Below are 12801 nucleotides of genomic sequence, written 5' to 3' on the forward strand. Positions count from 1 at the left end.
GGGCAGGGGGCGCGCGCCGGACCGGCGCCGCCCCTGCTGCGGCGCGCGCCGGACCGGCGCCGCCCCTGCTGCGGCGCGGGTCCGGCCCCGCCCCTGCCGCCGGCCGGAGTGCGCGGGCGCGGCGGGCGGGGCCGCGTCCTCGAGAACTTTCCCTCCGGCGCCGGCGAGGGTATCGCGGCAGGAGCGACGCCGGGGCGTCGCCGCGGGCCGCAAGCGCGGGCCGGCGCGGCGGGGGCCGGCGGCGCGCCCGATCGTCGTCTCGTCATGCGAAGCCGTGCCCTCCTCACCCTGTTCCTGCTGGCGCTCGTCGCGCTCTCTTGCGCGGCCTGCGTCGGCGCGTCTCCCACGCCGCTCGCCCCTGCGCTCCGCGGCTCCATCGGCGTGCCGCACCACGGCGTCATCACCGACGCCGTCGAGCTCCCGAGGCAGGGCGAGGGCTACCGGCTGCTCCGCAGCAACGGCGTCCGGTGGGGGACGGCCGGGCTGGTCGCCGCCGTCCAGCGGGCCGCCGCCGAGGTGGCGCGGGCGCGGCCGGGCGGCGAGCCGCTCCTCGTCGGCGATCTCTCCGCGCGCTACGGCGGCGCCGCCCGCGGGCACCGGTCGCACCGCACCGGGCGCGACGCGGACCTCTTGCTCTACGCGCTCACCCCGGACGGCCGCCCGGTGCGCTCGCCCGGCTTCATCGACTTCGGGCCGGACGGGCTCGCGCGGATCGCCGGCGGCGGCGCGGCGCCGATGTCGTCCGCGTCGTCCGACGCGGACGAGTACGTCCGCCTCGACGTCGAGCGCGAGTGGTTGCTCGTGAAGTCGCTCGTCCGCTCGCCGGACGCGCACGTCCAGTGGCTCTTCGTGGCCCGCTGGCTCGAGGCGCTGATCATCGAGTACGCCCGCGCGCTCGGCGAGGACCCGGAGCTCGTCTGGGTCGCCGAGAGCGTGCTGCTCCAGCCGGGCGACAGCACGGCGCACGCCGATCACCTCCACCTCCGCGTCGCGTGCACGCCGGACGCGTTCCTCTCCGGCTGCCTCGGCGGCGGACCGTACTGGCCGTGGCTGCCTGCGGTCCCGCAGCTCGTCCCGCCGCCGGACGTCGACCTCGCCGCCGCGATCCTCGACGACCTCCTGCCCGGGGGTGCCGCTGCGGGCTCCCGCGTGGCCGCCCCCGACAGCGCGCTGTGAGCCACCTCCTCGCCCTGGGCGACGCGGCCGACGTCTGCGCGGCGCTCCCTGCCGACGTGCGGTTCGATCTCGTCTACCTCGACCCTCCCTTCGGCGTCGGCACGACGATGGCCGCGCGGGCGGCGCGCGGCCAGGCGCGCGGGCGTCGCCGGCCGGAGAGCGGCCCGGACGCGTACGAGGATCGCGCGGGCGCCGAGGCGCTCGTCGCGATGCTCGCCCCGCGCCTCGAGGCCATCCGCGACCGCATGGCCGAGGGCGCGACGCTCTACCTGCACCTCGATCACCGCGCGGTCCACGACGCGAAGGTCGCGTGCGATCGCCTCTTCGGCCGCGGCGCGTTCCTCGGCGAGATCATCTGGGCGCCGGGCAACGGCGGCCGTGGCGCGCGCGGGTTCTCGGTCACGCACCAGACGATCCTCCTCTATGCCCGCGCGGCGGGCGAGCGCGGCCAGGTGGTCTACAACGCCGCGGATCCGATGCTCCGCGAGCCGTTCGCCGAGACGAGCCTCGCGATGCATTTCAAGCACCGCGACGAGGACGGCCGGCTCTACCGCGAGCGGGTCCTCGGCGGGAAGGCGTACCGGTACTATGCCGACGAGGGCCGCCGGCTCGGGAGCGTGTGGACCGACATCCCCGGGATGGTCGCCAACACCCCGCTGCGCCGCGAGGGCACCGGCTACCCCACGCAGAAGCCGGAGCGGCTCCTGGAGCGCATCGTCCGCGCCTCGTCCGCGCCTGGCGCGACGGTCGCGGACCTCATGTGCGGCAGCGGCACCACGCTCGTCGCGGCGGCGCGGCTCGGCCGCCGCTTCGTCGGCGGCGACCGCAGCCAGCTCGCGTTCGCGACGGCGCGCGAGCGGCTCGACCGGGAGGGGATCGCGTACAGCCTGCTCGAGGTGCCCGAAGCGCTTCGCGATGGGGCTGAGCCGTAGCTCCGCGTGCCGGGAGGTCCTGGCGCGACGCACGGATCGCGCTCAGCCGCGGCGTCGCCCCTTTGCAAGGCCGCGCCTCAAGGCGCAGCCGCCTCTTTCAACGCTTGAAGTGCCGTCTCGGCCGCCCAGTGACCCATCTCAAGGCTTGAAATGGCCAACTCGGCCGCCCAGTGACCCATCTCAAGGCTTGAAATGGCCAACTCGGCCGCCCAGTGACCCATCTCAAGGCTTGAAATGGCCAACTCGTCGACCGAGAAGCCCGTTTCAACGCTTGCATCAAGGTTTGCAGCCGCCTCGCCCGGCGTCCGCGTAGACCGCAGGCCCCCTGGGAGGGAGGCGGTCGCGCGGCACGGCGCGGGGGATGGGCCGATGTCTGAGCCTGGAACCTCATTCGTCCGGCGCTCGCGCCGGACGGATGAGGTTCCAGGCGAGTTCGGCGGGGCCCCCGCGCCGTGCCGCGCGACCGCCTCCCTCCCAGGGGGCCGATCCGCTCGGATCCCCGCGCGCCCCTGGCTCCGCCTCAGACGAGCTCGTCCGTCGGCCCCGCCCCCTCGCGGACGACCTGCACGTCGCCCTGGCTCAGGTCGATCACGGTGGTCGGCACCGACCCGCCGGTCCCGGCGTCCAGCACGAGCGCGAGCCCCGGGAACCGGTCGTCGATCTCGCCCGGATCGATGATCGGATCCTCGCCCGGCGGCGCCGCGGTGGTGCTGATGAGCGGCCGCCCGAGCGCGCGGACCAGCGCGAGCGCGACCGGGTGGTTCGGCACCCGGATGCCGACCGTCTTCTGCTTGAGGTGCACGTACTTCGGCACCTCGCGCGTCGCGGGCAGGATGAACGTGTACGGCCCCGGCAGGTAGCGCTTGAGGAGCCGGTACGCCTGGTTCTCGACGATCGCGTAGCGCGCGATGTCGCTCAGATCGGGGCAGATGAACGCGAGGTTCTTGTTCTGGCGCATCCCCTTGATCTGGTACACGCGCTCGATCGCCTGCTTGTTCATCAGGTCGCACCCGAGCCCGTACACGGTGTCGGTCGGGTAGCCGATGACCTCCCCCTTGTTCAGCAGGTCGACTGCGCGCGCGATCTTGCGCGGCTCCGGATGATCGGGGTTGATAGGCTGGAGCACGGGACCGACACCATGGGGTCGCCCGGGCGGTTCGGCCAGTGCTGGCCGCGAGGAGCGACCAGCGCTGCCGGCCCGACGAGCGGTTGCTGAGACGGAAGAGGGCGGGGCGACGCCCCGAGAGACGAGCCGGCCGCAGACCGGCGACGGCCGCGAGGCAGCCGTCCCGGGCCCGGCAGGCCCGGCGGACGCGCGGCGCTACTCCTTGAGCGCCTCGCTGCCGCCGATGATCTCCATGAGCTCCTTGGTGATCGCCGCCTGACGCGCCTTGTTGTACTCGAGCGTCAGGGTGTCGATCATCTCCTTGGCGTTCTTGTTCGCGGCGTCCATCGCCGTGAGCTTCGCGCCGAGCTCGCTGGCCATCGACTCGTAGAGCGCGCGCAGGATCGAGATGTCCACGTACATCGGGACGAGCCGCTCCAGGAGCGCGCCCTTGTCCGGCTCGTAGAGGAACTCCGCGGCCGCCCCGGGCGAGGCGTGATCGCCCGCGTCCGCCTGCTCCTGCGCCGCCCCGCCGGCAGGCAGGAGCTTTTCGACGACGACGGTCTGCGTGATCGCGCTCTTGAACTCGTTGTAAACGAGGTAGATCGCGTCGATCTCGCCCTTGTTGAACGGGGCGAGGATCTTCGCGCCGACCGCCTGCGCCGTCTCCAGGCTGAGCTTGTCCCAGACGCCGGGCAGGTACTCGAGGATGGGCGCGTTGCGGCGGTTGAAGTAGTCGCGCCCCTTGCGGCCGATGACCGCGAGCTGGACCTCCTGGCCGGCCTCGGTCCGGCTCTTCCACTCGCGCTCGGCGCGCTTGTTGATGTTCGTGTTGAAGGCGCCGCAGAGCCCGCGGTCGCTCGTCAGCACGAGGAGCAGCACGCGCCGCTCCGGGCGGGTCACGAGCAGCGGATGCGCCGCCCCCTCCCGCCCGGCGAGCGCGCCCGCCTCGCCTTCCGCCCCGGTCCCCGCCGCCGCGGCCGCTTCCGCCGCGGAGGCCGCGACCGCATCGCGCGTGATCTGCCAGAGCACCTCCTGCACCTTCACGGCGTAGGGCCGGAGCTCGGTGATGCGCTGCTGCGCCTTGTTGAGCTTGGCGCCCGCGACCATCTTCATGGCGCGGGTGATCTTCTGCGTCGACTTGACGCTCGAGATCCGCTTGCGAATGGACTTGAGGCTGGGCACGGCTGCCTACTTTTCCTTGGCCTTCGAGGCGCTCTTCCCGTTCTTCGACTTCGCCTTGGGCGCCGGCGCCTCCTCGTCCTCGTCGCCCGCGTCGTCCGCGGCCTCCGCGGCGGCCCCGGTCGAGGCGCCGCGCGCGTCCACCACGAACCGCTTCTTGTAGGCCTCGATCGCCTTCGTCATCCGGGACTTGAGGTCGTCGTCGAGCGCCTTCTTCTCCCGGATGTCCGCGAAGATCTGCGGGTGCTTGCCCTCGACGAACTTGTAGAGCTCGTCCTCGAAGCGCGCGAGCGAGCTCACCGGCAGGTCGTCGAGCAGCCCCTGCGTGCCGGCGTAGATGATGAGGATCTGCTTCTCGACGGCGAGCGGCACGTACTGGCCCTGCTTCAGGATCTCGGTGAGGCGCGCGCCGCGCTCGAGCTGCGCGCGGGTCTTCGCGTCGAGGTCCGAGGCGAACTGCGAGAACGCCGCCATGGCGCGGTACTGCGCGAGGTCGAGGCGGAGCGTGCCGGCGATCGACTTCATCGCCTTGATCTGCGCGTTGCCGCCGACCCGGCTGACCGAGATGCCGACGTTGATGGCCGGGCGGACGCCGGAGTAGAAGAGGTCGGCCTCGAGGAAGATCTGCCCGTCCGTGATGCTGATGACGTTCGTCGGGATGTACGCCGACACGTCGCCGGCCTGCGTCTCGATGACCGGCAGCGCCGTGAGCGAGCCGCCCGACTTCGGATCGCGGACGATCTCGTAGTCGCTCGCCTTCGCCTTATCCGAGAGCTGCTGCTCGAGCTTCTTGATCTCGTCCTTCTTCTCTTCCTTGCGCGCCTGCTCGAGCTTCTCGAAGAGGGCCGCGTCGACCGTCTTCCAGAGCGAGTCCTTCGCCGAGTGCATCCCGTGCGCCCCGACGTGGGCCTTGCCGTCGACGCCGCGGTACGCCGGGTCGCCGCCCTCGACCTTCGTGCCCTTCGAGACGACGTAGAAGACGTCGGCCATCTTCGCCGCGCGCTCGAGGAGCCGGGAGTGGAGGTAGAAGACGTCGCCCGGGTACGCCTCGCGGCCCGGCGGGCGGCGGAGCAGGAGCGAGAGCTGGCGGTACGCGACCGCCTGCTTCGACAGGTCGTCGTAGATGCACAGCGCGTGGCGCCCGCTGTCGCGGAAGTACTCGCCGATGGTCACGCCCGTGTATGGCGCGATGAACTGGAGCGGCGCGGTCTCGCTCGCCGTCGCGGCGACGATGATCGTGTACTCGAGCGCGCCGTGCGCATCGAGCTTGTCCACCACCTGGCGCACCGTCGACAGCTTCTGGCCGATCGCGACGTAGACGCAGATGACGCCCTTGCCCTTCTGGTTGATGATCGCGTCGACCGCGACGGCGGTCTTGCCGACCTGCCGGTCGCCGATGATGAGCTCGCGCTGGCCGCGGCCGACCGGGATCATCGCGTCGATCGCCTTGATGCCGGTCTGCATCGGCTCGGTGACCGGCTGGCGCTGGATGATGCCGGGCGCCTTCACCTCGACGCGGCGGCGCTCCTTCGTCTCGAGCGGCCCCTTGCCGTCGATCGGCATGCCGAGCGCGTTGACGACGCGCCCGAGGGTCGCCTCGCCGACGGGCACCTCCATGATGCGCCCGGTGCGCTTCACGGCGTCGCCCTCCTTGATGAGGCTCGTATCGCCGAAGATGGCGGCGCCCACGTTGTCCTGCTCGAGGTTCAGCACGAGCCCCATCAGGCTGGCGCCCTCCGAGCCGGTGAACTCAACGAGCTCGCCGGCCATGGCGCGGCTCAGGCCGTGCACGCGGGCGATGCCGTCGCCCACCGTGAGCACGGTGCCCGTCTCGGTGACCTGGGCGGCCTTGTCGATGTTCTGGATTTGCTTCTTGATGATCTGAGAGATCTCTTCGGCGCGGAGCTGCATGCGGAGTCCTCTGTCCGGAGACGCTTGGGCTTCGGAGTCAACGTCGTCAAGGTCAAGGGGTCGGCGAACGCCGAGCCCCGACCTCGTGGGAAACAGGGGTGCGTGTTCGCGTCCCCTCAGGTTCGGAGCAGGTTTTCACGGAACGCCGACAGCCGGGTCCGGAGGCTGCCGTCGATCACCTGATCGTCGATCTGGGTGACCACGCCCGCGATGAGCGAGGGATCCTGCTTGTGGGTGATCGAGATCTTCCGGCCGGTCGCCCTCTCGAGCTCGGCCCGGAGGCGGTCGAGGTAATCGCTGGTCAGCGGGCCCGCGCTCGTGACCACGGCCCGGGCGACGTTCTGCTCCTGATCGACGAGCAGCGCGAGCTGCCGGGAGATCTCGGGCAGCGCCGCGAGCCGCCGCCTGCGCGCGAGCAGCAGCAGCGTGTTCTTGGTCACCTCCGAGAAGCCGGCGCGGGCGCCGATCTCGCGGAGCAGCTCCTCGCGCTGCGCCTCGGGGATGAGCGGGTTGTCGAGGACCAGGCGGAGCTCCTCGCTCGCCGCGTACGTCGCGCTGGCGTCCCCGATCTCCCTGGCGAGGGCCGCGAGGGTGCCGGTTTCCTTGCCGATCTCGAAGATCGCGCGCCCGTAGCGTCGGGCGACGGCCTCGTAGCTCATATCGCTGCTCCGGTGGTCTGGGCCCCGCGGCGGGTCGCGCCGGCGGAGACGGCCGCGGGGATGGCCTTCAGGTACTCTTCGTTGGCCCGCTCGAGGTCCTCCCGGCCGACGCGCTGCCGGAGCAGCTCCTCGGCCGCGGCCACGGCGCTCTGCACCGCCTCCTGGAGGAGCATGGCGCGCGCCGCCTTGAGCTCCTGCTCGATGCGGAACTCGGCGTCGCGCCGCATCCGGACGCGGCGCTGCTCCGCCTCGGCGAGCACGTGGGCCTTCTCGCGCTCGGCCTGCGCCGCGTGCTCGGCCTTGAGCTCCGCGAGCGTCTCCTCGAGCCGCGTGAGCTTGTCCTCGTACTCGTCGAGCCGCTCCTCGGCCTCCTCCTTGAGGCGCGAGGCGTTGTCGAGCTCCTGCGTGATCGTCTGCTTGCGCTTCTTCAGCGCCTCGGCGATCGGCTTCCGCCCGAAGCGGTAGATGATGAACGCGAGGAGGCTGACGTTGAGGACCGAGGCGAGGAACGGCGGCGGCTCGTTCTTCGGATCGCAGGGGTTCTGCTCGTTGTGGTAGCGCCAGAGCAGCGCGTTGATGCCGCCCTTCGCGGCCGCCTCGTTGTTCACGCCGATGAGGCCGTGCCACCAGTTGACGTGGGGCGGCGGATCGGTCGGGCCGTGGCCGGGGCAGTGCTCCTCGCCGTGCGAGGCGTGCTCCGTGGTCTCCGGCGGCGCGGTGCGCGCGCGCTGCATGCCCGGCTGCGGCCGGAGCCCGTGGCCCGGGACGAGCGGGCGCCCGCCCGGGCCGAGCGGCCGGCCGGGCTGCGCCTCGCGCGGGCGGGGCGTCGGCTGGGCCGCGCCGGGCTGGGCCGCGCCGGGCTGCGCCGGCTGCGCGCCGACGGGCGGGTGCCCGGGCGGCAGCCCGGGCTGGGCGGCGGGCTGCGGCTGCGCGGCCGGCTGCTGCGCGAGCGCCGTGCCCGCGGTGAGCGCCGCGGCCAGGCCGAGCGCGAGCGATGAGCGGCGGAGCGTCTTCTTCACTGGCGCACCTCGCGGCCGAGCATGCTGGCGGCGATCTCCGCCGCGAGCGCGGGCTGGGCGGCGGCGAGCTCGCCGCGCATGCGGGCGACCTCGGCCGCGATCTTCGCCTTGCCGTCCTCGAGGATGCGCGCCGTCTCGGCGCGGGCCTCGGCCATGATCTGCGCCTCGATCTTCGCGGTCTCGGCGCGGAGCCGCTCGCGCTCGACCCCGGCCTCGCGCCGGACCTTCTCGATCTCGGCCTCGTAGCGGGTGAGCAGCTCGCCCGCGCGCTCGTCCATCTCGCGCGCCTCCCGCTTGGCGCCGTCGGTGCGCCGCTCGCGCTCCTCGAAGACGCGGAGCAGCGGATCGAACAGCAGCGGCTTGAGCACGACGACGAACGTCGAGAACAGGACGACCTGCGCCAGGAACGTCAGATCGAAGTCGACGGAGATGGCGCTGGCGCCGGACGCGAGGAGAGGGTGCATTGCGTTCGGATTCACGGGTGCTTGTTCGGCGACGAGGGCGGCGCAGCGGGAGCTGCTCGCCGCGCGCCCCGGAGGGGGGCGATTTCGCGAGCCGGCACCTAGCACGTGTCAGTCAAAGCTGGAAGGGCTCTCGGCAGGGCCGCCGGCCCGCCTCTTCGCGCCGCGCAGCGCTTGCGCGCCCCTCGCGTTCGCCGCTCGATGCGCCCGCTCGCCGGCGCGATCGGGCCGCTCCGAGCGCGCGTTTTTTGCGCGCTGGACCGGACGCTAGAGGCTCGCGAGCGCGCGCACGAGCTCGCCGAGGCCCGCCTCGAGATCGGCTTCGCTCGCGCGCCGCGACGCCGTCGACCTCGGCGCGCCGTCGTCGTCGCGGAGGGCCTCGGCCGCGCGCGGGTTGCGGAACCAGTCCTCGTCGAAGCGCTCGATCAGATCGCGGCGATCGCGCGCGGCGAGGACCGCCCCGGCGAGCCGGGCGGTCGCGCCGGGATCGAGCGCCGGGAGGACCCCGGCGAGCGCTCCCGGGATCGGCGCGCCGAGCGCGCGCGCGGTCACCTCCTCGAAGCGATCCCTGCGGTCCCGCGCGCCCCGGAGCAGCACGTGCCCGCCTCCGTCCTGGCCGGAGCGGAACACGAGCGCCACGGTCGCGGCGTCGAGGCGGATCGAGAGGAGGAGGCTCCGCGCGGTCGCGCGCGCTTGATCGAGCGCGCGGCCCCGGCCGAGCCCGAGCGCGCGGGCGCAGAAGACGGGATCGGCGACGAGGCCGCCGAACAGCGCGGCGCGGCGCGCCTCGCGGAGATCGAACGGCGCGCGGGCGAGCGCGAATGGCCCGCGCCCCGACGCTCGCGCGAGCGCCGCGCCGAAGCGGGCGAGCGCGCGCGCGAACGAGGCGGCGCCGAGCGGGCGCGGCAGCGGCCCGAGATCGATCGCGAGGCCCTCGGTGAGCTTCGTCGCGCGGAACAGCTCCTCGATCCACCGCGGGCTGAGCCGCGCCGGCCACCCCGACGCCGCGTCGCGGCCGACGGCGCGCCCGAGCGCGCCGTACCAGGTCGGCGCGCGCTCCATCATCGGCTCGGTCCGGCGCAGCAGCGCCTCGGCGGCGGCGATCGCGGCGTCCGGGGGGTCGCAGGGGATCTCGATGGCGCGCAGGCCCTCCTCCGCGAGCAGCCGCGCCGCCTCGTGCCGCCGCTCGACGAGGATGCGCGCGGCGTCGGCGACCGCGCCGGATCCGCGGGCGAGCACCTCCGCGAAGGTCTGCCGTCCGGCGTCGGTCGGATCGGCGAGCAGCCGGAGCCGCGCCTCGCGCGGCGACACCCGCGCCGGCTCGGGCAGATCGATCGTGAGCGACGCCGCGTGCCAGGCGGCGGCGAGCCGGACGCGGTCGGGCCAGACGACCCGCTCCAGCGTGAGCGTGTAGACCCAGTCGGCGAGCGGGGCCGCGAGGCCGGTCGGGTCCGGCGCGGCGGCCGCCGTCGGGCTCGCGAGCCCGAGCTCCGCGCCGAGGCCGGGGGTCTTGCCGGTGAGCTCGAGGTAGGTCGACCGCGCGCTGGCGCGCCGGAACGGCTCGAGCGGGTTCTCGAGCCGGGCCCGCGCCTCGGCGGCGCTCGGGCCGCCCTGGTCCTCGGCGGGCGGGGCCGGACCGCGCCGGGTGATGTCGCCGAGCGCCGCGCGGAGCGCGCGCGCCGCTCGAGCGACGTCCCGATCGAGGCGGAGCAGATCGATCTCCATGCGCATCTACCCCCGTTACCCGTGCACCGCGGGTGCCGTCCCGAGCCGCCCGGCGATCTCGCCCTCGGCGCGCGCGAGCTCGGCCAGCCGCGCCCGCGTCGCGACCTCGTCGCCGGCGACCTCGACGGCGAGATCGACGAGGGTCCGGTAGTGCCGCGCCTCGGACGCGAAGAGCTCCTCGTAGAGCGGCGCGAGCTCGTGCGCGCGCGCGGCGAGCCCGTCGGCGAGCAGGCGGAAGCGCTCGCAGGAGCGGGCCTCGATGATGGCGCCGACGAGCAGCCGATCGACCAGGGCGGCCTTCGCGTTGCGTGCGCAGGTGGTGGAGGCCGCCTTGCGCAGCTCGCTCGCGTAGACGTCGGTCTCCGGCTTGCCGAGCGCGAGGCCGCGCTGCTCGATCACGTCGAGCAGCGCGCGGAAGTGCCGGAGCTCCTCCTCGGCGAGGTCGACGAGCGCGCGCGCGAGGCGCGGCATCGACGGCCAGCGCGCGGCGAGGGACAGCGCGTTCGACGCCGCCTTCATCTCGCAGTGGGCGTGGTCGGTCAGGAGCGCCGGCAGGTCGGCGAGCGCCACGTCAGCCCAGCGTGGATCGGTCGGTAGGGTCAGGCACAGCACGCAGGGCCGACCTAGAGCAGGCGCGGCGCGGCGAGAAGGGGGAGGCGGGCGGCGGCGGCGGCCAGCCGTCGCGCCCCGGCGCGGAGCCCTCGCGACGGAGGCGGGCTACAGGCCCTCGGACTGCGCGCGGGTCAGCCCGCTCGACTCGAGGTGGTACGAGAGCCCGACCACGAACGTGGTGGGTCCTCCGCTGGCGAGCGCCCGCCGCACGGTGCCCTCGACGGCGAACTGGGTGCCCACGTAGCCGGCGCCGAGCGACAGCGCGTGCTGGCCTGCGCCCTGGTCGAAGCGGTAGCCGGCGCGGAGCGGGAAGCGATCGGCCACGAGGTACTCGCCGCCCGCCATGAGGCGGTACGAGGTCTCGCGGTAGGAGTGGAGGTCGGCGAGCCCGTCGACCTCGATCGAGAAGTCGTCGGTGCCGAACCCGACGCCGCCGCCGACGGTCGTGGGGAGCAGCCCGTGGTCCGGGAAGGTGAGGTTCTGCCCGACGGCGGCGATGTAGAGGTTGTCGGTCGCCTTGACGGTGAGCGCGGCGTCGAACGTGAACTCGTTGACGAAGGAGTGGCGCCCCACCGGGATGCTCTCGGCCTCGCCGGCCGCGTTCGTCCTCACGACGGCGTCGTCCTTGTCGCGCAGGCCGCCGGAGACCGGGCCGGCGTCGAGCCACCGCCCGCCGCGGGTGCCGTCCTGCGTGATCTTGGCGTAGCGGCCGGTGACCCCGACGAAGATGCGATCGGTGATCGGGTAGGCGAGGGCCGCCCGCGCGTCGAGGTAGGAGCGCCTGAGCCCGCCCTCGCCCATGTCGACGTAGCCCCCGACGAAGGAGAGCGCGCCCGCGAGGTTCCCCGTGACCGAGTCGACGACGACGCCGCCGTAGGCGTGGCGTTCGGCCTCCGGGCTGCCCTGGAAGAGCGCCTGGAGGTGGTAGACGCGGGTCTCCACCATGGCGGACGGGTTCAGGAAGATGGCCGACGTCCCGTTCCCGAGGGCGCGCAGCGCGCCGCCGAGGGCCGCGGCGCGGGGCGTCTCGTTCTCTCCGTAGGCGTAGGCGAGCTGCGGCGGCAGCTCCTCGGCCGCCGCCGGCCCCGCGGCCGCCGCCAGCGCGAGCGCGCCTGCAGCGGAGAAGGCCATGGCCCGCGCGGCGGTCGTCGACGCCGCCCGGCGCGACGGCCGCTGCGCCAGGAGGGCCCCCCTTGTCAACCGGATCCCCGACCGCATCGCTTCGCCATACCTCAGACCGAGGCCCTGGGGACAAATTCTCGGCCCCCCGAGAACGCCTCGCGCCGGTCGGTCTGTGCTGGACGACCTCCGCGTTCCCAAAAAAGCTGGAAAATCAGCTGCCTTTAGCCTCTTGACGACGAGATGAGCGGGTTTTGCTCTGCAATCGTGAGCGCGTCGTGAAAATCACCGACCCGCGTCGGGAGTTTTGGCGCCTGGTGTCCGGAGGGCAGAGCGCGGGGGCCGCGAAGCCGTTTTCGCAGTGCGCCAGGGACTGAAATTAAGCCAATGAAGTTCGATACTTGAGTCAGGTTTCGCAGTTGGGCATAGACGCCCGGACTCACCCGGTGCTACCTCGGATTCGTCCTCGGGGCGGTCCTGCGCCGCACCGGGTCCTCCAAAGGGTGGCCCCGAAAGGGGCGCTGCGGGCTACCGAGCTCTGTGAGGCGGTATGGGGGACGGCTGTGCCGATCTGTCTTCCAATGCAATGGACCTCGACGCGACGGTTGCACCCCCACCTCGATCGGTGTGCTCGGCGGATGCCGAGCCGAGCGCCGGTGCAGTGGGGCCGTACCATCCCCCCGCATTCCATGGAGGCATGCGGACGATTTCCCGAGGGCGAAGCGGACGTGGGCGGACTGTTGAAAAGTCGACACGCCGTTCGATTACATTCAGAATAACACAGTGATCTCCAGAAGTTAGAGGCGAGTCCTCGCTGGGAGACCTGTGGATAAGTTGGGGGCGACGGTTTCTTCGGTCGCCCCCGAAACCTATTTTCGTGGAGCGGACTTCAGAGCAGCG

The 12801-nt window shown here is 73.0% G+C and carries 11 protein-coding genes; 2 read left to right on the forward strand and 9 right to left on the reverse strand.

Annotated features, from left to right (window positions below; all coding sequences use genetic code 11):
* Positions 1–264 precede the first annotated feature (264 nt).
* Both WMF33_RS50050 and WMF33_RS50055 read left to right on the forward strand, forming a co-directional pair.
* On the forward strand, positions 265–1176 hold the full coding sequence (locus WMF33_RS50050; protein ID WP_437335193.1) for a penicillin-insensitive murein endopeptidase: 912 nt from the start codon (positions 265–267) through the stop codon (positions 1174–1176).
* Positions 1173–2108 (forward strand): DNA-methyltransferase, encoded by a 936-nt coding sequence (locus WMF33_RS50055; protein ID WP_437335194.1) that lies wholly within the window; start codon positions 1173–1175, stop codon positions 2106–2108. Before WMF33_RS50050 ends, WMF33_RS50055 begins: the two co-directional genes overlap by 4 nt.
* Before the next feature lie 520 nt (positions 2109–2628).
* Here the strand turns inward: WMF33_RS50055 and WMF33_RS50060 are convergent.
* The 9 genes from WMF33_RS50060 to WMF33_RS50100 form a co-directional block, all read right to left on the reverse strand.
* Positions 2629–3234 (reverse strand): L-threonylcarbamoyladenylate synthase, encoded by a 606-nt coding sequence (locus WMF33_RS50060; protein ID WP_063823771.1) that lies wholly within the window; start codon positions 3232–3234, stop codon positions 2629–2631.
* A 195-nt stretch (positions 3235–3429) separates the two neighbouring features.
* Positions 3430–4398 (reverse strand): ATP synthase F1 subunit gamma, encoded by a 969-nt coding sequence (atpG, locus tag WMF33_RS50065; protein ID WP_437335195.1) that lies wholly within the window; start codon positions 4396–4398, stop codon positions 3430–3432.
* Positions 4399–4404: 6 nt separating this feature from the next.
* On the reverse strand, positions 4405–6306 hold the full coding sequence (gene atpA / locus WMF33_RS50070; protein WP_437335196.1) for a F0F1 ATP synthase subunit alpha: 1902 nt from the start codon (positions 6304–6306) through the stop codon (positions 4405–4407).
* 116 nt (positions 6307–6422) lie between these two features.
* A complete protein-coding gene (gene atpH, locus WMF33_RS50075) occupies positions 6423–6965 on the reverse strand; it encodes an ATP synthase F1 subunit delta (protein ID WP_437335197.1) in 543 nt (180 codons plus the stop codon).
* Positions 6962–7984 carry a F0F1 ATP synthase subunit B family protein gene (locus tag WMF33_RS50080; protein ID WP_437335198.1) on the reverse strand — a complete coding sequence of 341 codons (1023 nt, stop codon included), beginning with the start codon at positions 7982–7984 and terminating at the stop codon, positions 6962–6964. Before WMF33_RS50080 ends, atpH begins: the two co-directional genes overlap by 4 nt.
* On the reverse strand, positions 7981–8463 hold the full coding sequence (locus WMF33_RS50085; RefSeq protein WP_236644363.1) for an ATP synthase F0 subunit B: 483 nt from the start codon (positions 8461–8463) through the stop codon (positions 7981–7983). Before WMF33_RS50085 ends, WMF33_RS50080 begins: the two co-directional genes overlap by 4 nt.
* A 249-nt stretch (positions 8464–8712) precedes the next feature.
* Positions 8713–10176, reverse strand: a complete 1464-nt coding sequence (locus WMF33_RS50090) for a hypothetical protein (RefSeq protein ID WP_437335199.1) — start codon at positions 10174–10176, stop codon at positions 8713–8715.
* A gap of 9 nt (positions 10177–10185) precedes the next feature.
* Positions 10186–10782, reverse strand: a complete 597-nt coding sequence (gene miaE, locus WMF33_RS50095; RefSeq protein WP_061623067.1) for a tRNA isopentenyl-2-thiomethyl-A-37 hydroxylase MiaE — start codon at positions 10780–10782, stop codon at positions 10186–10188.
* 105 nt (positions 10783–10887) lie between these two features.
* A complete protein-coding gene (locus WMF33_RS50100) occupies positions 10888–11913 on the reverse strand; it encodes a hypothetical protein (RefSeq protein WP_437335200.1) in 1026 nt (341 codons plus the stop codon).
* Positions 11914–12801: the final 888 nt, after the last annotated feature.

Origin of the sequence: Sorangium sp. So ce394 (genome assembly GCF_051474665.1) — a bacterium.
Classification (GTDB): domain Bacteria; phylum Myxococcota_A; class Polyangia; order Polyangiales; family Polyangiaceae; genus Sorangium; species Sorangium cellulosum_D.

Excerpts from the sequence above, each read along its gene's own strand:
- atpA (WP_437335196.1), bottom strand. The coding sequence starts at position 6,306 with ATGCAGCTCCGCGCCGAAGAGATCTCTCAGATCATCAAGAAGCAAATC.
- atpH (WP_437335197.1), bottom strand. The coding sequence starts at position 6,965 with ATGAGCTACGAGGCCGTCGCCCGACGCTACGGGCGCGCGATCTTCGAG.
- WMF33_RS50090 (WP_437335199.1), bottom strand. The coding sequence starts at position 10,176 with ATGCGCATGGAGATCGATCTGCTCCGCCTCGATCGGGACGTCGCTCGA.
- WMF33_RS50050 (WP_437335193.1), top strand. The coding sequence starts at position 265 with ATGCGAAGCCGTGCCCTCCTCACCCTGTTCCTGCTGGCGCTCGTCGCG.
- WMF33_RS50100 (WP_437335200.1), bottom strand. The coding sequence starts at position 11,913 with ATGGCCTTCTCCGCTGCAGGCGCGCTCGCGCTGGCGGCGGCCGCGGGG.